Origin of the sequence: Rothia sp. HMSC066H02 (assembly GCF_001814995.1) — a bacterium.
In the GTDB taxonomy this organism is placed as follows: domain Bacteria; phylum Actinomycetota; class Actinomycetes; order Actinomycetales; family Micrococcaceae; genus Rothia; species Rothia mucilaginosa.
The window spans coordinates 32,558-54,405 of record NZ_KV818674.1 but is presented as its reverse complement, the minus strand read 5'-3'; the positions used below and the strand labels follow the sequence as shown (position 1 = coordinate 54,405).

At 60.3% G+C, this 21,848-nt stretch carries 14 protein-coding genes and 1 pseudogene; 12 read left to right on the top strand and 3 right to left on the bottom strand.

Annotated elements, in window-relative coordinates; genetic code table 11:
* Both HMPREF2999_RS09540 and HMPREF2999_RS04050 read left to right on the top strand, forming a co-directional pair.
* Positions 1-1,616, top strand: a pseudogene (locus HMPREF2999_RS09540) (hypothetical protein); the annotation flags it as partial.
* A gap of 39 nt (positions 1,617-1,655) precedes the next feature.
* Positions 1,656-2,036: a hypothetical protein gene (locus tag HMPREF2999_RS04050; protein ID WP_070675556.1), complete on the top strand. Its 381-nt coding sequence runs from the start codon at positions 1,656-1,658 to the stop codon at positions 2,034-2,036.
* A gap of 96 nt (positions 2,037-2,132) precedes the next feature.
* On the opposite strand, the gene HMPREF2999_RS04045 is transcribed toward HMPREF2999_RS04050, so the two are convergent.
* Positions 2,133-5,147, bottom strand: coding sequence for a choice-of-anchor M domain-containing protein (locus HMPREF2999_RS04045; protein WP_070675559.1), 3,015 nt, complete (start codon positions 5,145-5,147; stop codon positions 2,133-2,135).
* 293 nt (positions 5,148-5,440) lie between these two features.
* Here HMPREF2999_RS04045 and HMPREF2999_RS04040 point away from each other — a divergent pair, with 293 nt between their 5' ends.
* The 6 genes from HMPREF2999_RS04040 to HMPREF2999_RS04015 all read left to right on the top strand — a co-directional run bounded on the left by HMPREF2999_RS04040 (position 5,441) and on the right by HMPREF2999_RS04015 (position 13,790).
* A complete protein-coding gene (locus HMPREF2999_RS04040) occupies positions 5,441-7,783 on the top strand; it encodes a TIGR03773 family transporter-associated surface protein (protein ID WP_070675562.1) in 2,343 nt (780 codons plus the stop codon).
* Positions 7,770-9,527, top strand: a complete 1,758-nt coding sequence (locus tag HMPREF2999_RS04035) for an anchored repeat ABC transporter, substrate-binding protein (RefSeq protein ID WP_070675565.1) — start codon at positions 7,770-7,772, stop codon at positions 9,525-9,527. The genes HMPREF2999_RS04040 and HMPREF2999_RS04035 overlap by 14 nt, the downstream gene beginning before the upstream one ends.
* Before the next feature lie 93 nt (positions 9,528-9,620).
* Positions 9,621-10,697 (top strand): TIGR03773 family transporter-associated surface protein, encoded by a 1,077-nt coding sequence (locus HMPREF2999_RS04030; protein ID WP_070675568.1) that lies wholly within the window; start codon positions 9,621-9,623, stop codon positions 10,695-10,697.
* Positions 10,694-11,572, top strand: a complete 879-nt coding sequence (locus tag HMPREF2999_RS04025; protein ID WP_070505477.1) for a metal ABC transporter ATP-binding protein — start codon at positions 10,694-10,696, stop codon at positions 11,570-11,572. Before HMPREF2999_RS04030 ends, HMPREF2999_RS04025 begins: the two co-directional genes overlap by 4 nt.
* Positions 11,569-12,423: an anchored repeat-type ABC transporter permease subunit gene (locus HMPREF2999_RS04020; protein WP_070665781.1), complete on the top strand. Its 855-nt coding sequence runs from the start codon at positions 11,569-11,571 to the stop codon at positions 12,421-12,423. Before HMPREF2999_RS04025 ends, HMPREF2999_RS04020 begins: the two co-directional genes overlap by 4 nt.
* 296 nt (positions 12,424-12,719) lie before the next feature.
* Positions 12,720-13,790: an alcohol dehydrogenase catalytic domain-containing protein gene (locus HMPREF2999_RS04015; RefSeq protein WP_070675571.1), complete on the top strand. Its 1,071-nt coding sequence runs from the start codon at positions 12,720-12,722 to the stop codon at positions 13,788-13,790.
* 542 nt (positions 13,791-14,332) lie between these two features.
* On the opposite strand, the gene HMPREF2999_RS04010 is transcribed toward HMPREF2999_RS04015, so the two are convergent.
* The gene (locus tag HMPREF2999_RS04010; protein WP_070675578.1) at positions 14,333-15,619 is read right to left on the bottom strand and encodes an NADH dehydrogenase; all 1,287 of its coding nucleotides are present in this window, start codon (positions 15,617-15,619) and stop codon (positions 14,333-14,335) included.
* A 196-nt stretch (positions 15,620-15,815) separates the two neighbouring features.
* Positions 15,816-17,381 (bottom strand): MFS transporter, encoded by a 1,566-nt coding sequence (locus tag HMPREF2999_RS04005; protein WP_070675581.1) that lies wholly within the window; start codon positions 17,379-17,381, stop codon positions 15,816-15,818.
* A gap of 198 nt (positions 17,382-17,579) precedes the next feature.
* Here HMPREF2999_RS04005 and HMPREF2999_RS04000 point away from each other — a divergent pair, with 198 nt between their 5' ends.
* From HMPREF2999_RS04000 to HMPREF2999_RS03985, 4 genes are all read left to right on the top strand, one after another.
* On the top strand, positions 17,580-18,158 hold the full coding sequence (locus HMPREF2999_RS04000; RefSeq protein WP_070675583.1) for a TetR/AcrR family transcriptional regulator: 579 nt from the start codon (positions 17,580-17,582) through the stop codon (positions 18,156-18,158).
* 136 nt (positions 18,159-18,294) lie between these two features.
* The gene (locus tag HMPREF2999_RS03995) at positions 18,295-18,615 is read left to right on the top strand and encodes a putative quinol monooxygenase (RefSeq protein WP_049328065.1); all 321 of its coding nucleotides are present in this window, start codon (positions 18,295-18,297) and stop codon (positions 18,613-18,615) included.
* Between the two features lie 261 nt (positions 18,616-18,876).
* A complete protein-coding gene (locus tag HMPREF2999_RS03990; RefSeq protein ID WP_070675586.1) occupies positions 18,877-19,689 on the top strand; it encodes an NUDIX hydrolase in 813 nt (270 codons plus the stop codon).
* 535 nt (positions 19,690-20,224) lie between these two features.
* The coding region (locus HMPREF2999_RS03985; protein WP_070697717.1) for an ATP-binding cassette domain-containing protein at positions 20,225-21,848 on the top strand (1,624 nt) is incomplete at its 3' end.

Below are 21,848 nucleotides of genomic sequence, written 5' to 3'. Positions count from 1 at the left end.
CGGATTCGCTGGTTGGTGTTTCTGCGGCTTCGGGTGTGGTGCTGGGTTCTACTGGTTTTGAGGTATTGGGTGCCCGCGTGGTGGATTCGCGTGTGGCTCGTTTTACGGCGCCTGATCCTTTGGCTGCGCCGGTGGGTGCTGGTTGGGGTGCTGACCCGTTCTCGTTGGTGGGTGGTAATCCGGTTTCTTTGGTGGATCCGTGGGGTTTGTCGCCGGTATCGATTGAGGAGTTTGAGAAGCAGAAGGCTGTTGCCGCCTTTGTGAGGGATAGCTTGGAATACCTGGCTGGCGGTGCAATGGTCATTGCTGGCGCTGTGATTGGTGCTGTTGGTGCTGGTACTGGCCCCTTGGGAGGTGCCGTTCTTGGTGGTATTTCTGGCGCGCTTATGGGTGCCGGCATGTCGGTAATTGAGCAGAAAGTTAAGGGTGAGCGAGTAGATTGGTCCAAGGCAGGTAAGGAAGCGTTAAAGGGAGCTATTACTGGCGCTGTAACTGGTTTGGTAACCGGCGGTTTGGGTAACTTGAAAAATCTGGCAGATGGAGTAACTAAAGTATCGAAGCTAAATGCGTTAGCTACTAAATTTCCAAAGGCTGTAGAGATGCAGCAGGCTGCTTCTGCTATGGTTTCGAAAATACCTACTGCAATTTCGCGGGCGTCTGTTGCTGTTGCTTCACGGGCATCTGCCGCAGCTTCGCGAGTATCTACCGCGGCAGCTTCACGGGCATCTGCTGCAGCTTCGCGAGCCACTATTGCTGACTCATGGGCAGTTGCTACAGCTTCACGGGCATCTGCCGCAGCTTCGCGAGCATCTGCCGCTGCTGCTTCGCGGGTATCTGTTGCAATTTCGCGGGCGTCTACTACAGCTTCGAAGGTATCTGCTGCAGCTACGAATGCGACCGCTTCAGTCAAATCTGCGCTTACCCCCCACGCCACTAAGTTTGGAGGAATGTTAAACAAAGATAAAATCCTTGAAGATGTAACCAAAGAAACTATTACGGGCGGCATCAACAATGTGGTTTCATACTACATGGATGATAATGTGAAGGATAAAAACCCGCTAGGCGCTACCGGAATGTTTATTTCTGGCGCCACTGCTTCTGGGCTTAGTGCTGGAGTAAGTGGCCATTGGAAGAGGAAGATTGGCATTGATGGGTATACTGATTTATCCCTTAAGAAGAATGCTATTCCTCAGCCCCGAAATATGATGTTACCTTTGGGTCAAGAGACTAATCGGGAGCGCTTTATGAGAGGTCTTGCCGAAAATTACCGTGATTCTGTGATTGAGACCGCTACTGGAGGATTGAAGAATTCTATGCAATATGGTATTGAATCAGTTATGCAGGGTCGACCATTTACGATATATGATTTGGGTGGAAAAACATATGAAAACTGGGCTAAAGATTTTGCAAAGGCTTCCATCAAGAAATCGGTAAAACTGAGTCCTGAGGAAGCAACAAACATTCGGTATGGCAAACTAAACACAACATTAGAGACCGGATCTAAAGTAAGGAATAACATGTCAGACAAACTTGATCACTATGCCGAATCTTTCGAAAAGATGAAAGTTTTGAACATTCCAGATGCTGGAAAATGGAATAGATTAGATGACATGTAATCTAATATTTAACATTTCCAATCCAGAGTGAGGGAACAAGTGGAAGTTAATTATAAATTGCGGGAAAGAATTCTAGTAATTGCTTTAACTCTGCTTAGCGCATATGTACTTTTTGTTATTCCTCAATTTTTACGTGATGATAGTGATGGCATCACTGCCACCTGCACCGTAACTAAGGCATACGCAGCAGAGCGTCGCGGGACGGACGTCAGTGGAAGGACTGACACCGGATTAAAAGGCGTCTTTGAGACAGAGGAATGCGGCACTCTCACGATGTACGCAGCTCCCGAGGGCTGGAAGATTTCTGAATATGTTAAAACCGCACAGCCAGGAAAAAAGTACCTATTCCATGTAGCTAATCATTCAACTAATAAAGAGCGGGATTTTGATATGACCCGCTTTGAAGAAATCAAAGAATAACAACCTCATAAACTAAAAATAAAGCCCCCGCGGCCGAGAGTCATCCTCTCAGCCGCGGGGGCTTTATCGTATCAGCGTGTCCTCACGCGGCGAGCGCTAGGAGGCGCGGCGGCGGGAACGCAGCACCATCGCAGTGCCGGCACCGAGCACCAGTGCGCCGCCCACAGCCACAGACACCGCACCAAAACCAGTACGCGCCAGGCCGCCCTGCTGGGAGCTCACGCCACCCGACGCAGCAGACACACCGGACTGACCCAAAGAGCCGCCACCAGTACCGCCGCCGGAAATACCGCCCGGGTACACGCCGCCAGCAGAACCGTCAGCCGAACCCTGCGCATTTACATCACCGGCAGCACCAGAAGCACCAGCCTGACCGGACTGACCAGACTGCGCGGCACCAGACTGCGCGGAGCCGGGCTGGTTAGCACCAGCGGTACCGCCCGGGGTTGCCGAATCCACACGGCGCACACCACTAAAGTCGTCCTTAGCCGCATTCGGGTCCTTCGGCACGGCAGTCTCAAACGAGCACGCATCCGACGCCTTCTTACCCACAGCAACCGCAAGCTGCTGCACCGGGCTGTTCACCTCAGTACCATCAGCCAGGGTCGCGGAATAGTGCACATCAAACATGTACTGGCCGGGCTCAGAGAACACCCAGTTCGCGTGCGCGTGCGTCGCGTAATCAATGTCGATCGTGGTCTTGCCGGTCGTCGAATCCAGCAGCACATCCGCACCATTCAGCGACTCAGTGAACATGCCGAAGCGCGCACCCTCAGGCATGACCTTCGGAACCACGTGCAGGCGCACCGGGCCGCGCAGCTGCGAGTAGTCAATGTCCTGCGTGTTGTAGCCGGGCCAGGGCAGGCCGCTCTGCTGGGTCTGCGGCAGGCCGTAGAACGCGGTGCCGACCGGGCCCATGAAGTTCAGCTTCTCGTCAGCCATGCGTTCGGTGCGCACACGGCGGGCGTTCTCGCTGACAGTCCACACGACCGAATCAAGCGGGCGCACGGTCGAATCAGCGTCAATGATGCCGCTGTTGTCGCGCAGACCCACGGACAGCTGGCGATCCTTCAGGGTCGCCTGAATGTCCAGGTGGCCCTTCGAAATCTTGGCGCGGCCGTCAATCTGACCGGGCACGCACTGGTTACCAGGGGTTCCGGGGGTGGACGGCTGAGCAGACGGTGCCGGGCTAGTCGGAGCAGGTGCGCTCGGAGTCGGGTTCGCGGGCGCCGGAGTCGTCGGTGCCGGAGTGGAGGGTGCCGGAGCAGGTACGCTCGGCTCTGCGGAGGCGGTCGGCACCGCGGGCACGGTCGGAACCTCGCTGGGGGACACCGACGGTACGGTGCTGGGCTCAGCGGTCGGAGCCTCGCTGGGCGCCTCGGAGGGAGCCTCGCTCGGCTCAGCAGAAGGCTCGGCAGAGGGCGCAACGGTAGGCTCAGCGCTCGGCGACGGATCCACCGGAGCAGGCTTCGGCGCATCGCCAATGGGTGCGCTATCGGGAGCCAACGCACCGTGCGCAGTGTACTTGGTGCCCGGCTCGTAGTTCGCCGCAACCTCAGTGGTGGAGGCGGAAGCGTTCATATCCGGGTGGGTCAGCATCTTCACGCGCAGAGCCGTGCCCTTGTAGAACGACTCGTCACGGAAGGTAAAGCGCGCCACACCATCCTCGACGGAGCCTTCCAGGTCGAGGTACGGGTAGACCGGGTCATCCTGGGCGTAGAATCCGCCACGCATGAAGCCGCGCACCTTCGGGTCCTTGAAGCGGACCTCAACGGTACTGAAGCCGTTGCCGTTCGGGGTGACGGTCACGTCGTAGTCCATGCTGGTCGGCGTGTACTGCTGGGTGCTGAGTACGGTGTTCGCCTGATCCGGGATTTCTTCGGGCCAGGAACCGTTACCGTCATCGCTGTACACGCTCTCAGCCTTGCCGGGCTCGTAGGTGAGCTTGTGCGAGATCCAGCGGGACGCCTCCGCGCTATTCTCGTCGGAGGTGTCGGGGGTGAAGACCGCCTGCAGCTGAGAACCCTCGCTACCGAGCATTTCAGACCAGGTGGCGGTACCGTTCACGACCGGCAGGTCGGTCAGGAAGTAGCCGTTGTTGTACAGGGTCAGGGTGCCCTTGAGGTTCTTGTTCGCGGCGGTGAAGGTGATGTCGCTGAGCTTGTCGTCGGCATCCTTGTTCTTAGCCGGGTCGGCATCCAGGCGGTGCGGTGCCACGGACAGCACGTACTTTGCGGCGTCCAGGTCACCAACGGGTGCCGCGTTGTAGCGGTCGACCGTGGGCACGGCGGTGGGGGTGCCGTCACCGAGCACGGGCTGCATGCCGCCAACCTGCCAGACCAGCTTCGACGGCTTGGAGCTAATGATGCGGCCGTCGGTGGAGCGCGCCACGGTGCGGTAGGTGACCACGTAGCGGCCGGGGCGGGTGAAGGTCGTGGTGTTGTGGGTGTGGCTACCCTTGTCGAGCAGCCAGGAGTGCCAACCGGTCGAGCTGCTGGAGAGCATGCGGTACACGTCAGCGGGGGCGTCGTCCGGGTTGTAGCGGAAGAGCTCCATACGGCCGGGGCCCTCAACGGAGAGAATGTCGGTAGCGAACACGCCGTCACGGAAACGCTCGGTGGGCACCTTCGTGGATGCGCCCAGGCCAGCCCAGATGGGGTCCTGGTTGCCGTAGGTCAGGTGCGGTGCCATGTAGAGGGTCTGGCCGGGTTCGCCGAGGAACGCCAGGGAGGGCGAGTCGCCCAGGGTCATGGTGTACTGCGACTTGCCGTCCCTGGTGCTGTAGCCCTTGCCGACCCAGTTGACGGTCTTGTCCAGTTCGTAGGTGTCTGCGCCGGTCTTGTAGGGGTTCGCCTCGTTCATGAGGACGAAGGTGCCGTTCTGCTCGTCCCAGTATGCCTTGGGGGCGTCAACGTGGCCCTTGGTGGTGACGATTTTGCCGTCGTCGGGGCCTGCTGCGGCGGGCAGGGAGGGGGCAGCGCCGGCGAGCGCGAGCAGCGCTGCGGCGGAGAGGAATGCGGCTGCGCGGCGGAGGGCAGGCTTGCCGCCGGGGACGAAGAGTGCGGGGGGGTGTGTGGTGACCCGTCGTTGGGTCTGCTTCTGAGAGCTCATGACAACCTTTCTCATTTTTCTATTTCCTAGGGTAGCTCTTTTGCAAATAATTGTCATTTAGAACCTAAGTGAGTATAGTGATTCTCAGAAACACGTGTGCGCCGAGGCGCGCCCAAAAACGCACACCACGTACATCCACAAAGAGAAAAACAAGGCAGATCGCACCCCGAACCAAGAGGGAAACCGGCAACAGGCCGCCGGACCCAGCACCGGGCAAGCCCCGAAAGTACCGGGCAAGCCCCGAAAGCACCGGGCAACGCGCCAGCCAACGAGCAGTCATCCAAGGAGCCACCATGCAAGGACGCACCAAACCCCTGAGCCTACTCAGCGCAACCACCCTCGGATGCACCCTCGCACTCGGGGCACCCCTCGCCCTCCCCCAGGTCGGCACCTTCACCGCCGCACAGGCACAGGAAAACCAGGTCGGCACCCAGGCAAACACCCAGGCGGGCACCGAGTCGCGCGGTTATGTCAACTACGAAGGCGACTACGTCATCGCAGGCGTACACACCGAAATGCTCAACGCATTCCTCGACGGCAACCAGTTCACCCTCGGAACCCTCGCAGACACCGCCCCCGGCCAGCAGGGACGATTCAACCCCGCCCGCACCGTCTTCCACCTGCCCGACGTCGAGGATGCACACACCAACGTCGTAGCAGGCTACGACTACATTGCCCCCGAAGGCACCGACATCTTCTACATTCCCTCCACCCGCACCCGCGGCCTGCTCTACCCCGGCCTCGGTGCGGAAGGAATCCGCCCCGGCGCGCTCAAGGACAACACCATCAACCTTGAACTCGTGCGCAGCAGCGTACCCGAAGGCGGCCGCGCCGAAGTCTTCACCGAATCCGGTCGCGACAACCCGCGCGTCTTCAGCACCAACGACAAGCTCGCACCGCACACCATCACCTCTGGCGGTCACGAGCACCTCAGCTGGGCATTCACCCGCGCAGGCATCTACCAGCTGACGTTCCGCGCCACCGCAACCCTTGCCGACGGCACCCCGGTCAGCTCCGAGGCGACCTACACCATCGCCGTGGGCACTAACGCTGAGGACGGCTTCAAGCTCCTGAACGCACAGAACGCCGCAAAGGAAGCAACCAAGGACGCCACGAGCGAGGCAACCACTACCCCCGAGGCGAGCACCACCGCCACCGAGAGCGCCACCGGCAGCCCCAGCGCATCTACCTCCGCAAGTGCTGAGGCGAGCGCTTCTGCTGAGGCGAGCGCATCCACCGGTATTCGCCGCGTGGATGGATCCGTGAACGGCCAGAACGCCGCGCAGGTGACCGACCCGAACGGCGCAAAGGCGGCAGCGAATGGTGAGCAGGCATCCCAGGGTGGATCCGGTGTAACCGCTATCAGCGGCACTGACAACACCAATAACGGCTCTGACAAGGGTGAAAACAAGGACGGCAATGCCACCAGCGCGAAGGGATCCAGTGTGAAGGGCTCCAACGCCCAGAACATCAGCGCGCCCAGCAACGGCGGCGGCATTACCGGTAACGGTGTGCTGTCCTCCGGTCTGCCCGGTAGCCTGAACCAGCAGTGCATCGCCACCGAGGTTCCCGCCGAAGATGCCAAGGACTCTAAGGACTCCAAGGACGCTCAGAAGGACAACAAGCAGAGCAACCAGGCAGCCCAGGCACCGACCAGCATCCCCACCCTCGCCGTAGTCAACACCGCCGAGCACAGCGGCCGTGAAGAAGTCACCCACGGCCACTTCGACGTAGGCCCGATCCTCAACGGCGGCAACCTCACCAGCAGCGTGAAGGACGACCGCACCAGCCCCGCCCGCCATGTCTCCCCCGGCGCCCTCGAGTTCGTACTCAATGACGCCGCGAAGATCAACCTGCCCGCAGGCATGGAGAACATCGCCCCGGCGGGCACCCCCGTGCACATGATCGGCGCAACCCAGCAGCAGGGCGTGCCCTGGCTCGGCTGGAGCACCCAGGACCCCGAACTGCTCAAGCAGCTCGACGGCCCCGTCACCATGAGCCTCAACGGTTTTGAGGGCCCCGGCACCATGTCCACCTTCCTCTCCGGCAACTTCGGTTCCGCCGGTCAGAAGGTCTTCGATTCGCGTAGCGGCGGCTCCTTCCAGGTGCCCGCAAACACCCACCAGCACAGCAACTGGGTGTTCACCGCTGAGGGTCGCTACACCGTGACCATCGGCTGGACTGCACGCCTGAAGAACGGCCAGCAGGTCAGCAGCGAATCGGTTCTGCACTTCACCGTCGGCAACCCCGATAACGCCCCGGCAAGCAACAACGCGCAGGGTGCGGCAGAAACCAAGCAGGACGGCGGCAACAACGCTAACGGCGCTAACAACAGCGGCGAGAAGAGCACCGCAAAGAACCCCGTCAACGGCACCGTCGACGAAGCCACCGGCATCGTCACCAAGCCCGACGGATCCAAGGTGCGCATCGTCGGTAAGACCGCCTCCGGTGAGGATTGCGCCCTGACCAACCAGGAACTCGCCAACGCCCAGAAGGCAGCCGCGGCGGGTAAGCTGCCGAACACCGGTGTGGTCATCGACCCGTTCATGGTCAGCACCTCCATTCTGGCGCTGGCACTCGGTGCCATGATTCTGCGTTCGGCATGCCGAAAGGGCCGCAGCGGTGACACCGCATAGCGGGCATACCGGCGCGCACACCTATAGTCGGCGTACCGCCCTCACTCTCGCCTCCCGTATTGCGGTGGGCGCGGGGGTGGGGGCTGGTGCCTTCGCGCTGAGCGGATGCGCCAGCACCGTGAACGTCTCCTCCGACCGGATGCGCGTGGTCGCCACGACTCCGATTCTGGCGGATTTGGCGCAGCAGATTGCCGGCGAGCGCGCCAGCGTGCACTCCCTGGTGCCCGCCGGTGCTGACCCGCACTCGTATGAGCCAAGCCTGCGCGATATCCGCGATGTCGCCTACGCCCGCTGCGCCCTGACGAACGGTCTGCTGCTGGAGCAGCGTAAGCTCAGCAAAATGGTTGAGGCGAACCTGCCCGCAGGCGTTGTGTCCGTGGCGGTTGCGGAGAAGATTGAGCAGTACGGCGGCAAGCTGGAAGCCATTGTTGAGGATGCCTCCCTGGACTCCATCTGGCTGGGTTTGCGTGTTGAAGAGGGCGGGCAGAACGAATCTGCCCCCGCCGATTCTTCGGATGCGGGCATGCGCTTTGAGGTGCAGAGCGTGCGGGCGCGCACCTCTACCGATTCGTCGAATGCGCAGTTGGCGGCGTTCATTACGCAGACCTTCGGTGCGGTGGAGATGCTGTGCGATTCGCATGCGCGCGGCGTGAACCTCACCCGTGAGGGGGACACCGCGGTCCGCACCGGCGATATGGGCTCGCTGGAGCTTCCGTTGCAGGCGCATACGCACCTGTCGTGGGCGTTTAGTGATGCCGGCGAGTACGCCATTGAGCTGAGCGCCACCGCGGTCAAGGCCCCGGAGTCGGTGCGTTCTTCGCGCGGCACCCTGTACTGCGCGGTCGGTCGTGACCCGCAACAGCTGGTGGACCGTCTGGCGAAGGAACAGAACGTTTCTGCCTCGGACATCAAGGTTCTTTCCGCAGGTCACGCCGATATTACGGCACGTACCGGCGACGGCAGGCTCGTGCTTCGCGCGGATTCCTCCCAGGGCGCCGTAGAGCACGAACTGAACCGCACCGTGGTCGCGGTCCCCTCCCGCACCCTGCAGGAGGTGCCCGCCGGCGGTAGCTACCGTTTCCTGCGGTCGGGTGCTTCGGAGCATCGCGGTCAGGTGTATCTGTTGGCGCAGGCCGTTCTGGGCAAGCACGTGCACGGCGAAATCGACCCGCACATTTGGCATTCGGTGCCGAACGCGAAGGCGAGCGTGCAGGTCATTCGTGACGCGCTCACCTCCGCCGATCCGGAGGGTGCGAGCGAGTACGCGACCCGCACCGAGCAGGTCATGAAGGAGCTTGACGCCCTGGACGCTCAGCTGCGTCAGGTGTACGGGGCCCTGCCGGAGTCGGCGCGCAACCTGGTCACCACGCACGACGGCTACCGCTACCTGGCGAGTACCTACGGGTTGCACATTGCCGGTTTTGTGAGTGCCAGTGCCAGCGGCGAGCCGAGTATTCAGCAGCGTCAGCGCCTGCGTCGCACGGTCGAGGATTTGAAGGTTCCAGCGATTTATCTGGATAAGTCCACGGCAATGCGTTCACCGGTTCTCACGGAGCTGGCTCGGGAGGCGCAGGTGCGTACCGGGGTGCTCTATTCGGACACCCTGGATGCCCAGGCCCCCCACTACGCGCAGATGATGCTGGCGAATGCTCACACGATTGCGCTGTGCTCGGGGGCTAGTTCCGGGGACGGCTCCGGCGGCGACTCTTCGGGTGTCAGCTGCTCGGAGGCGAGCACCTCGTAACCCGAATTTAAGCTACTCACTAGCATACATAGCCATATCAGCATATAGATAATCTTTCACACACCGTTTCGGTCATGATCCAAGGAAGTCCTCATGATGAACTCAACCACCCCCTCCCGCTCCTCACGTAGCCGCGCCCTGCCCGCCCTGGCTCTGGGCGCCAGCCTCATGCTCGCGCCCCTGGGTGTGGCACACGCGGAGACCACCCCGGCAACCGCTGAGAGCGCCTCGGCTCAGCCGAGCGACAGCAACCTCAGCCGCGGCGAGCGCGCCCTCACCCAGACCCTGTCTGCGGAGCAGCCGGTCGCATCCGGCCGCACCGAAATCTCCGCCGGCCACGTGGACATGGGTCCTCGTTTCAACAACGGTAAGTTTGAGCTCATGCTCCACGACGACCACGGCGAAACCCCCGTCTGGCGCAGCCTGGACGAGGTCATCTACCGCGGCAGCGATAAGGCCATCCTGGAGGTGCCGAACGACCCACGCTACTCCTTCGTGGGCGCACCCGCCGGCTCTAAGGTGTACGTCATTCCGCAGACCGAAACTAAGGGCGTGATTTGGCCGGGTTGGAACACTCAGGACCCGCAGCTGGTGTCCAAGCTGAACCGCGGCGTGAACCTGACCCTGGAGCAGGTGAGCGGCCCCGGCACGTTCAGCCTGTACCTGGAGAACGGCAACTTCTCGGCACCGCAGGTGCTGTGGTCCTCCACCAAGAGTGAGCCGCAGAAGCTGTGGGTTGAGAAGAACACTCACACCCACGCGAACTGGGTATTCACCGCCCCGGGCGAGTACCTGCTGAAGGTCACCGCGAGCGCCGAGCTCTCCGACGGTTCGACCGTGTCCGATACCCGCTACCTGAAGTTTGCGGTGGGTGACTCCGCGAGCGCCGATACCCTGTACGCGATGGAGGCGCAGGCGCGCGGTTCTTCGAACTCGGCTTCTTCTGCATCTTCGGACGCTTCGTCTAGCTCCGCCACCCAGGCCACCGGCTCCTCTTCTGCCGCCGCAGCGAGCGACCAGAGCGGTTACAAGGCAGAGTTCACTGTCCCCTGGGGTGCTATTGCCGCAGGCGTGGCAGTTGTGATTGCCGTGGGCGCGTTCCTTTCGTTCCGTCGCCGTTCCTCCGCTCAGCGTGAGGCACTGGATGAAGTGCGCGGTGACCGTTCGTGAGCGCATCGGTAACAGCGGGTACTGAACCTGTTCTAGAGATTTCAAACCTGTACGCCGGCTACGCGCGCCGTTCCATCCTCAAGGATCTGTCCCTGACCCTGGAGCGCGGCGAGTTTGCGGGTCTGATTGGTGCTAATGGTGCCGGTAAGACCACGCTGCTGCGCACCATTTTGGGTCTGATTCGCCCGGCGTCCGGTCAGGTTCGGGTGCTGGGTGAGTCGCCGCGTGTGGCGCGTGCGCATATTGGTTATGTGCCGCAGAAGCACCAGTTCCAGTGGGATTTTCCGCTGACTGTTAAGGACACGGTGATGACCGGTCGCGTGCGTGAGATTGGGTTCTTCCGCCGCCCGGCGAAGAAGGATTGGGTGCAGGTTTTTTCGGCGATGGAACGCACCGATGTTCTGCATCTGCAGGATGCTTCCATCGCGGAGCTTTCCGGTGGTCAGCGTCAGAGGGTTCTTTTGGCGCGCGCTTTGGCGGCGAACCCCTCCCTGCTGCTGCTGGATGAGCCGTTTACGGGCGTGGACGCGCCGACTCAGACCACTCTGACTCGCCTGTACCGTGAGTTGGCGGGCGAGGGCATCACGATTCTGATGTCTACGCATGACATGCTGGCGGCGCGTGAGTCCTGCTCGCGTCTGTGCGGTGTGCGCGGCAATATTCACCTGGATGGTCCGGCGGACTCCTTTAGCCTGGAGCAGCTGCATACGTGGTTGCACGGTCACGATATTGAGGAGGCGCAGGGTCACGCCCGCACGGGCTTCACCTGTGCCGGTGGTGCGCTGGATGAGTACGGCCACGAGTTGCCCGATTCCTGCGCTTCTGATCATTCTCTCTCCCCCGCCCATACTGCTTCTACCGGGGGTGCCCGTTGATTACTCCTATTGATTTTCTTGCCGACCTGTTCAACCCGTCTCTGGCGTTCCTTCCGCGCGCCCTGGCGGCGGTGCTACTCGCGTCGGTGGTGACCGGCGTGGTGGGCTGCCACGTGCTGATGCGCGGCATGGTCTTCATTGGCGATGCGGTGGCGCACTCGGTGTTCCCGGGTCTTGCGGTGGCGTTCGTGCTGGGCGGCAACCTGATGGTGGGCGGCCTGACCGCGGGCGTGGTGACGGCTATTCTGGTGGCTATTTTTAGCCAGAATCAGCGGCTACGCGAGGATTCCGTGATCGGTATTTTCTTCGCGGCATCTTTTGCGTTGGGTATTGTGATTATTTCGTTGGCACCGGGCTATTCGGGGTCGGTGCAGGATTTCTTGTTCGGCTCGATTGTGGGTGTTTCGAATGAGGACATTACCCAGGCCGCGATTATGGGTGCCGTTATTCTGCTGGTGTTGTGGCTGTTCCACCGCCAAATTGTGACGGTCAGCCTGGACCGTGAGAGCGCCCGCGCGATGGGCCTGCCGGTGCTTGCCCTGGATATTGTGCTGTACGTTCTGGTAACCATTTCTGTGGTGCTGGGTCTGCAGACGCTCGGTAATGTGCTGGTGTTGGCGCTTCTGGTGATTCCGGCGTCGGCTGCCCGCCTGGCGTGCCGCCGACTGGGGTCGATGATGGTGTTCTCGCCGGTGTTTGGCGGTATCTGTTCGATTGTTGGCCTGTACCTGTCGTGGGCGTTTAACCTGCCGACCGGTGGCACGATTGTGCTGTCGATGGTGGCGGCTTTTGTGCTGGTGTGGGCGGTGACGGCGGTTCGTTCGCGAGCGCGTGCCCAGCTGAAGAATTAAACTCAGCTCAACCTCGACTCAATCCAACTTTTCTCGATTAAACGCACAAGTAAACGCACGAGGCGCATCCCTGTTTGGGGGGTGCGCCTCGTGCGTTTTTTACAGGTCTTAAATACCCAAAGTGAATCATGTTCATGTTTAAAGAACCAAAAGATACACTCCGCGTAATAAAAGCGCATAATTCAACACGTCGGGTTTAATGAAAATACAACCTATCAAATATTTCTTATGGGTTGATACATGTAGTGATAAAGCAGTCACTGCACCCTCATTAGAGCTTCAAAGAAGGAGTCATCATGAAGGCATATGTATACCACGGCCCCGACCAGAAGGGCGCCTGGGAGGAAGTCCCGAACCCCACCATTCTTGAGCCCACGGACGTTATCGCCCGTGTCGACACCACCACCATTTGCGGTACTGACCTGCACATCCTGAAGGGTGACTGCCCCGAGGTGGACCACGGACGCATCCTGGGCCACGAGGCTGTCGGTACCATTACCGAGGTTGGCTCCGCGGTGACTGACCTGAAGGTCGGCGACCGCATCATCATCCCCGCCGTGACCAGCTGCGGTAAGTGCTCCTACTGTAAGGCGAACCAGCCTTCGCACTGCCAGACCGTTGGTGGTGTCGGCTGGATTTTCGGTTACATGATTGACGGCACCCAGGCAGAGTACGTGCGTGTTCCCTACGCAGAGACCTCGGTCCACCTGGTTCCGGAGGGTCTGACCGATGAGGACGTCCTCTTCCTCACCGACGCACTGCCCACCGGCTTCGAGATCGGTATTCTGAACGGCAACACCAAGCCCGGCGACACCGTCGCTGTCGTGGGTGCAGGCCCCGTGGGTCTGGGCGCAATCATGACCGCTAACCTCTGCGGTGCCGGCCGCGTCATCACCGTCGACTTCGACGACAACCGCATGAACAAGGCACTGGAGCTGGGCGCAACCGATAAGGTCAACGCGGGCGACCCGGACTTCATCGAGAAGATTAAGGCTCTCTCCCCCGACGGCCTAGGCGTGGACGTGGCTATTGAGGCTGTGGGTGTTCCGCAGACCTTCGAGACCTGCACCAAGATTGTTCGCCCCTACGGCAACATCGCTAACGCTGGCGTGCACGGCAAGCCCGTCGAGTTGCCCCTGAACACCATGTGGATTTCTAACGTTCGCATCAACATGGGTCTGGTCAACTGCAACACCGTCGGTAACCTACTGAACATGGTTCGCTCGGGTCGCCTGAACGCTAAGGCAATGGCAACCCACCGCTTCACTTTCGACCAGTTCGAGGAGGCGTACAACCTGTTCTCCCACGCTGCTGAGCACAACGTGGTGAAGGTTGTTATCTCCCGCGACCCCGAGGTTGCGGCATAGACTGCGGTAGGCTCATATACCGCTCATACTGAAACCCCAAACTTTCGTTAGGGATTTCGGTGGGATGTCTTCATTACACTGCGAACATCCCCACGATTCGCCTCCGGGTGGGAGAGGGTAGGTCCCACCCGGAGCGCGAATCGCCCTCCCCCTGCCCCGAGATGTAGTTATTTTCTGAAGAGACTAGATTGTCTGAAGATACAGGATTTTCTGAAGATTCAAGAGATACGCCAGCTCGGGGTTTCCTGTTCCCTCAACCCGTTCTTTGGTGGGTTTAGGGACGGTTCCTCAAGCATGATGCACCCTCCACCGGGCGCTCTGCCGATCCGCTCTTGCGGGTTCTTCTGCCAGGCAACCTCTACTGGTGGAGGGGCGCATCATTTGACTCTTCTTGGTCGGGCGGTACCTCCGATTCTGCTCCTCCTTGAAGGGAAAGGAAAAGGGTCGCACGCTTACGATTCAATGGCGATTCGTAGGCTGCGACCCTTTTCTCATGCCCAGATTCCGGCACTGCGGGGTTTTTCTGCGCTCCGGGCGGCTATTTAGTTTTTGGGCTTCTCAGCGCCGGGTTCCTCACTGGCAGTATCGTGCGGGATGCGGGTGAACGCCTCCGTGGGGTCGTCTGCCCCAGATACGGCAACTGTGGCGGAGGTTTCGGTAGCGCTTCCGGTGACGGGCTCGGTGGGTGCATCAGCCGGATCCTCGGCAGGCGCGTTAACGGGCATCTCCGCAACGATGGGCTCCTCCGAAACAGGCGCCTCCGGAGCCTCCTGCTGATTCTGAGCCGGAGTCTCTACGGGCTGCCCAGAAACACCCTGCTCAGTAGCTACCGGCTCACCGTGCGCGGATTCCTTCTTCGCATCCTTGTGCGCGTCCTTATGTTCGAGCCTGTAGATGATGCGCGGTTCCAGGCGCTCAAAACCAATCTTGGAGCGCACCCAGTTCACGAAGCGGTCGATACGGTCCTCACCCTCGGTGGTTTCCGCAACCCGGTAGTTGCGCGGCAGCATCACGCTGTCGCTGAGCACGCGCGGGTACTCATCAATCTCCTGAATACCCGCCATGTACATGTTCTCGCGGAACTGGTGAGCGAACTCCTGCTGACCGAGGAACAGCTGGTCGGCGTAGGTTTTAGCCGCCAGGCGCTCGCTGTAGGCGTCCTTGGAGTCGCGAGCGCCCTTCTTGGAGCCGTAAATATCCCAGAAGTAAAAGTACACATTGTTCGCGATAATGGCGGAGATAATGCGGTTCTGCAGGTACACGAGGGCACCGACGGCGACCGCACCAACAATCAGGAGCACCACGGCGAGCGGGGAGAGTGCAAAGTCAGACAGATTGCCGCGGTGGTTCGTGAACAGGCCAATCAGGTAGGCGATGGTGACCACGATGATGGGCACGCCGATGAAAATCACGGCCAGCGGAACCCAAATGTACAGCAGGGCACGTAGAATCAGGCGGTAGTAGCTAATCGAGTCGCCAATGGGGATGGGCGTAGGCTTCACGGAAGAGTGCGCACGCTTCATGAGCAGGCTGAAGATACGGTTGCTGTCGATGCCAACTTTACGCAGCTTCGATTCGAGGGACGCACGCTTGAGGAAGACCCGGTAGTTTTCGAGGACGACGCGCTGGTCGGAGGTGAGCTTTTCGGGGTCGGGTAGGGCGTTGAGGTCCAAGCCGGCTTCGGTGAGGAGCTTGCTCCACAGTTCCAGTCGCGCCAGTTCGGAGGGTTTTGCCGCCGCCTGCGCCTGGTAGTTCTTGTAGGAGATGAAGATGGTGCTGGCACCAATCAGCAGTGTAATGAAGGGTGCAATCCAGTCTTTGAGTCCCATGGTGGCGTTCCTCCTTGAGTGTGTGGAGCCGTTGGTTCCTCTGTCTTTTTCGGGCGACTTTTTCGGGCGTGAGCCTACTGTTTTTACCGTACCACCGGCACCTGTGCTGAACCTTTAAATGCGCAGGTGGGTGCGTAAAATAGCCCCGCCTCCCGATGCTTAAGAGCAACAGGAGGCAGGGCTTATCTATCAAGATTTAGTGCTCAGCGGGCTTCATTTCGCGCGGTGCCTTACGAATCATGAGGTAGCTGATGACAGCCATAACACCCATGAGCACGGCACTGAATGCGGAGCTCAGCACCACGCCCGAGTCGAAGGCAGCGAATGCGGAGGAGAGCAGCTGGTTCGCCTGCTCGCCACCTACATGGCTGGCGACGGACACGGCACCGCCGAGGGTTTCGTGGGCGTGGTCGGCGAGAGTCTCATCCAGGCCGTCGGGTACAACCACATTTGCGCGGTAGACGGCGGTGAGCATGCCACCAATGATGACGGTGCCGAGCACCGTACCTGTCTCGTAGGAGGTCTCCGAGATCGCGGATGCCGCACCAGCCTTACGCGGCGGCACGCTGGAGAGCATCAGGTCGTTCGAAATGGTCTGCGCAATACCGATGCCGGTACCGAGCACAATGAAGATCAGGATAATCACCAAGTCGTTGTGCGCACCCAGGAAGGCGAGCACCGCGAACGCGGCAGCGTGGAGCGCCAGACCGAAAGACACCACCTGCGCCGGGTGGAAGTGCACCGCCACGCGCGCAATCACCAGACCGGCGATAATGATCGCCAGGGTACCGGGAATCAGCAGCATACCGGCGTACATGGGCGGCAGACCGGAGACCAACTGCAGGTGCTGGGAGGCGAAGTAGATGAAGCCAACGTCCACCATCATGGAGATGAGGTTTGCGGTAATCGCGCCGGTGAACACGGTGTTGCGGAAGAGGCGCACATCCAGCATGGGCTGAATATCGTTCTTCTCGCGGTTGAGCTGACGCAGCACGAACAGGACAATGAAGCACAGGCCGGCAAGGATGGTGCTGATAGCCACCGCATCGAACCCGGTTTCGGAGGTGTGAGTCAGACCGAAGGTAATGCCGGTCATGCCGGTCATAATCAGCAGGATGCTCAGCGGATCCACCGGGCTGGGGTTCGGGTCCTTCGACTCGGGAACCATAATCGGGGCGAGAATCAGCAGAGGAATCAGAATCGGCACAGCGAGCAGGAACACCGAACCCCAGTCGAAGTGCTCCAGCAGGAAACCACCCACAATCGGGCCCAGCGCCGCACCCGCCGAGAAGCCCGAAGCCCACACGGCAATAGCGATGCGGCGCTCGGTCGCATCCACAAAGATATTGCGAATAATCGACAGGGTTGCCGGCATGAGCATCGCACCGAAAATACCGAGCAGGGCACGGGCAACCACGAGCATCAGCGCGGAGGGCGCGAACGCCGCGAGCGCAGAGATTGCCGCGAAGCCGGTCGAGCCGATGAGCAGCAGCTTACGGCGGCCGATGCGGTCACCGATAGCGCCCATGGGCACGAGCAGGGCGGAGAGCACCAGCGGGTAGGCATCAACAATCCACAGCTGTTCCGCGGAGGAGGGGCTCAGCGCCTTAGCGATTGCGGGCACCGCGAAGGCAAGCACTGTGTTGTCGATGGAGACCAGGAGCACCGGGAGCATGAGCACACCGAGTGCCGCCCAGCGCTTGGTCTTCTGGTCGGGGGCGTGAATAGGCAGAGCCGTGGTGTGCGGATTGTGATTCGTCATGGGTTGTTTTCGTGCGTCTATAAGGTGTCGGCTGATGCGGCGGACGCGGCGGCATCAGCTCGGCCTGTCTTTTGGGCTAGGTCTTTTAGTGAGGTTTTCGGGGCTTACCCGGAAGTTTTAGGGGTCCGGGCGGGTCCATAAACGAAGATTAACTATACCAACTGGACGGTATAGTTTCAAGCGGTTAGACTGGTACCCATGACCACCCCCAACCACCGCAAACAGCGCGCCAACAACTCCCGCGAACACATCCTCGACACCTACGTCGACCTGCTGATTCGCTCGGGAGAACGCGCCGCAACCCTCGACGCCGTCGCCACCGCCGCCAAGGTCTCCAAGGGCGGGCTACTCTACCACTTCTCATCCAAGAAGGCGCTCCTTGAGGCGCTCGCAGAACGCACCCTCACCCTGGCTGAAGAGGACTTCGCGGCGATGAAGCAGGCACCCGAGGGGGCAAGCGCCTACTACATCAATTCCTCCACGCCGGATAACACCCCGTTCGACCGTGCCCTCATTGCCCTCAGCCGCCTGGCGCAGAACAATAATGAGCTCGCCCAGCAGACCATGAGCCGCGTACAGGATGGCTGGCATGCGCTCGTCCTCGCCGAGCTGGGTGATGAACAGATTGCCCGCGCCGTGCTGCTTTTGGGTGACGGCATGTACTACAACGCGGCGTTCGGAGGCGACTCCGCCAGCCCGCAGAGGGCTGCAGCCATCGCGGCAGACCGTGCGGCGCTGGAACGCGCGCTGCATGTCCTCAAGGTGGCGGCTCGTTAAACCACAAAAGCCACTCGATACAGCGGTTAAAGCCACAAGCTAAAACCGCTGCCTCACACCCTATTCTTCAGCGCCACCGAGCACCCGGGGCTTAAACTGGAAGGGTACGTATCTACTCTTCAACCAAGGAGTTCCGATGATTTTCATTGCTGTAAAGTTCCCCGTCAAGCCCGAATACGCTGACCAGTGGATTGAGAAGACCCGCGCTTTCACCGAGGCAACCCGCGCCGAGGAAGGCAATAAGTTCTTCGAGTGGTCCCGCAGTGTTGAGGACCCGAACGAGTTCGTTCTGCTCGAAGCTTTCAACGATGACGCCGCCGGCCCGCACGTGAACTCTGACCACTTCCAGCAGGCTCTGAAGGACATGCGCCCCATGCTGTCCGCAACCCCGAAGATTGTTTCTCGTCTGGTTGACGGCGAGGGCTGGGACGCTATGGGCGAGCTGCAGATCGACTAGTCTGCACCCCCGACATGCACCTAAAACTGCATAGTTAGATGTTGCATAAGTAGACGCTGGAGCGCCTCTCCTCTCTGTCCTATTGGACAGGCAGGAGAGGCGCTTTGGTGTGTCCGGTACCTGAACTTTTCCCCTTGACACGACGCGGATGGTACCGGTTTTCGACTCAGCGGGTGCCTTGCGTGCATTTTTACCCTATTAACCCCTTAAAATGGGTAGGGTATGCACACCTATCGATACCCATTCGCACAGGAGGTCTGAATGAGCATCGCATCCCAGCCTCTTCCCGGCGCAGTCGCCGTCGAAGAGCACAACGACGTGGACCACACCTCTGTATCCCTCGCCGTCTCGACCGTTATTCTGGCACTGCGCCCCAAGGAAAACGAAACCCACCCGACCCTGTGGCTGCCGCTGGTTCGCCGCCTCCGCGAGCCCTATAAGGGCCAGTGGGCGCTTCCTGGCGGTCCGCTCAACCCGAATCTTTCCCTCGAAGAGGCGGCGGCTTCGACCCTGAAGCGCGCAACCAACCTGCAGCCCGGCTATCTGGAGCAGCTCTACGCATTCGGTGACGTTCTGCGCACCCCCGAGGCGCGTGCCGCCCGCGTTGTGGGCGAGCCCGACCCGGCACCCGACACTGATCACGAGCGCGTGGTTTCTGTGGTGTACTGGGCATCGATTCCCGCCACCGAGGTTGCGAACACTCGCGTGCACGAGAACATCCGCTGGTTCCCGGTGGATGAACTGCCCGAGCTGGCATTCGACCACAACGAAATCATTGAGTACGCGCTCTACCGTCTGCAGAACAAGGTCGAGTACTCGCGTATTGCGCACTCTTTCTTGGGTGAGGAGTTCACCCTGGCGCAGCTGCGTGAGGTGTACGAGGCGATTCTGGGTCGCACCCTGGATCCGGCAAACTTCCGCCGCCAGATTGCGGCGTCGAAGTCGATTATTGACACCGGCCGCCGCGTGGAGGGCACCCGCCACCGCCCGCCGCGCCTGTACCGTTACAACGACGCTCAAGCGTACGCGGATGCGGGCCCGCTGGGCATGTACCGTGAGCGCCACGAGGCGTAATAGCGTTTCGCGCGTTGTACGCGCGCAGATTTAATGCCTAAAAGGAGGGGCGGCACCGAGTGGTGTCGCCCCTCCTTTTGTGTTCTCTAGTACTCTCCAGTGCTCTCTAGGGGGTATCGGTACTTGTCAGAAGGTTTTGCGGGAGGGTGTTTGACTCAGCACCCGCACGCTCCCTATGCTGGAGCCATCAGCTCTCTATCCGCGCTACCCCACCGTGTGGGGGTAGCTGGCTGAGCTGAATGTATCGTTTGACCGAAGCCGCCCAAGGCGCGACCGGGGCGGTATTCGGAATCTAGGAGGCATCAAAGAAATGACCCACCGAGCATAAGCCCGGACTCAGAAGAATTTTTCGCGCGCTCACGCAGCTTTTTGTGCAGGCATATTCTCTGCGCACGTCCATTTTTCTGCGTGTCTCCATCAGCGCGCACGCACCCGGGCACAGGTACATCCACCGTTACGCTCGGGTTTTTTCATGCCTTCACGCCTTCATGTGCGTTGGCAGGAATCCGAGCACCTACTCGAAGGAACTCGGCCCATGTCACGTCACATTACACTCGACCATATTTCGTACGCACACCCGAGCCAGCCTCCGCTTTTTGCGGACCTTTCCGCGGTATTTTCTGCGCCACTCACCGGGCTTATCGGCGATAACGGCGCCGGAAAAACCACCCTCTTCAGACTTATTCTTGGCGACATAAATCCTAGTCAAGGCATAATCAGCACCCCATCGCACATAGCGTACCTACCGCAAGATTTAGGGTTGAGTGGGCATCAGCATCTTGCCGATATTTTTGGAATTACAAAAATACTGCAGGCGCTTGATGCGCTGGAATCGGGCGAATATTCCCCCAGCCTTTACGACACCATAGGCGACGCCTGGGATATTGAAGACCGTACCCTCGCAGCCCTTGCCGAACATGGTTTTGGTCCTGCCCTCACTACGACCGATACACAGGCCCGTCGCAACCTTCTGATGCGTCCCCTTAGCACCTTTTCAGGTGGTCAGACGGTCACAGCCGCACTCACCGCGCTTCTGTATTCAGACCCAGAGTTCATTCTGCTCGACGAGCCGACGAACAACCTGGACTCCGCGGCGAAAGCCCAGCTCTTCACGACACTGGAGGCGCTGCCCTGCCCGGCGCTCATTATCAGCCACGACCGCGACCTGCTGGAGCGCGTGCACGTGATTGCCGAGCTTCACGCCGACCGTCAGGGACTGGCTCATCTGCGCCTCTTCGAGGGTAACTACAGCACCTACCGGCAGGCGCTGGAGACCGAGCAGCAGGCGGCTCAGCGTCGCGTGACCGAGGCGAAGAATGAGGCGCGTAAGGCTGTACGTGAGCGCACCGAGAACCAGATTAAGCTCGATCGCAACGCCCGCCGAGGCCGCGAATTTGAACGGTCAAAGCGGAAACCTGGCATGGCTATGGGTCTGGATAAGAACAGTTCAGAGCGCTCTGCCGGGAAACTTCACACAGCCCACGAAAGCATGGTGGCGGATGCGCGGGCGGCAGTTGGAGAAGCCCAAGAGAACCTGCGCGTGCAGGAGCGTATCTATCTGGAACTTGTTCAGGATGCGCTCCCATTGGGGCGGAAAGTACTGGAATTACATCGGGTGAAGAACGACTCTTGCGCATCTACACCGCAGAGCGCCGACCTTAAGAATGCATACACCCAAAACACCGTTTCACGTGAAACACAACCATATAAAGTTGATTATCTGCTTCAAATCCAAGATTTTCCCGAGGTTCTTATCCTGACCGGACCCGAACACATGCACATCACGGGAGCAAACGGCAGTGGCAAGACTGTGCTTCTCAACGCGATAGCGCACGCGAATGACCCTGATTACCGTTCCCCAGTGCCGCCTGCATACCAAGTGCTCTACCGCCTGGACAACACCGCATACCTACCGCAGCGCATCATCCTCGACCCGGAGCTCACCCTCCTTGAAACCGTACAGAGGGCGAATCCCGGTGCGAGCGAACAGCATCTGCGTGACCAGCTGGCGCGCCTGCTCTTCCGTCGCGAAAGCGTACATCAGCGCATTGGGGATTTATCCGGAGGTGAGCGCTTCCGTGCCGCGGTGGCACAGGTACTTCTGGCCAACCCGGTGCCGCAGCTACTCATGCTGGATGAGCCGACGAATAACCTCGATA

What these genes read in the sequence shown, in the direction of transcription:
- HMPREF2999_RS04015 (WP_070675571.1), top strand. Translation starts at nt 12,720, where the DNA reads ATGAAGGCATATGTATACCACGGCCCCGACCAGAAGGGCGCCTGGGAG.
- HMPREF2999_RS03995 (WP_049328065.1), top strand. Translation starts at nt 18,295, where the DNA reads ATGATTTTCATTGCTGTAAAGTTCCCCGTCAAGCCCGAATACGCTGAC.
- HMPREF2999_RS04040 (WP_070675562.1), top strand. Translation starts at nt 5,441, where the DNA reads ATGCAAGGACGCACCAAACCCCTGAGCCTACTCAGCGCAACCACCCTC.
- HMPREF2999_RS04010 (WP_070675578.1), bottom strand. Translation starts at nt 15,619, where the DNA reads ATGGGACTCAAAGACTGGATTGCACCCTTCATTACACTGCTGATTGGT.
- HMPREF2999_RS04030 (WP_070675568.1), top strand. Translation starts at nt 9,621, where the DNA reads ATGATGAACTCAACCACCCCCTCCCGCTCCTCACGTAGCCGCGCCCTG.
- HMPREF2999_RS03990 (WP_070675586.1), top strand. Translation starts at nt 18,877, where the DNA reads ATGAGCATCGCATCCCAGCCTCTTCCCGGCGCAGTCGCCGTCGAAGAG.
- HMPREF2999_RS04005 (WP_070675581.1), bottom strand. Translation starts at nt 17,381, where the DNA reads ATGACGAATCACAATCCGCACACCACGGCTCTGCCTATTCACGCCCCC.
- HMPREF2999_RS04000 (WP_070675583.1), top strand. Translation starts at nt 17,580, where the DNA reads ATGACCACCCCCAACCACCGCAAACAGCGCGCCAACAACTCCCGCGAA.
- HMPREF2999_RS04045 (WP_070675559.1), bottom strand. Translation starts at nt 5,147, where the DNA reads ATGAGCTCTCAGAAGCAGACCCAACGACGGGTCACCACACACCCCCCC.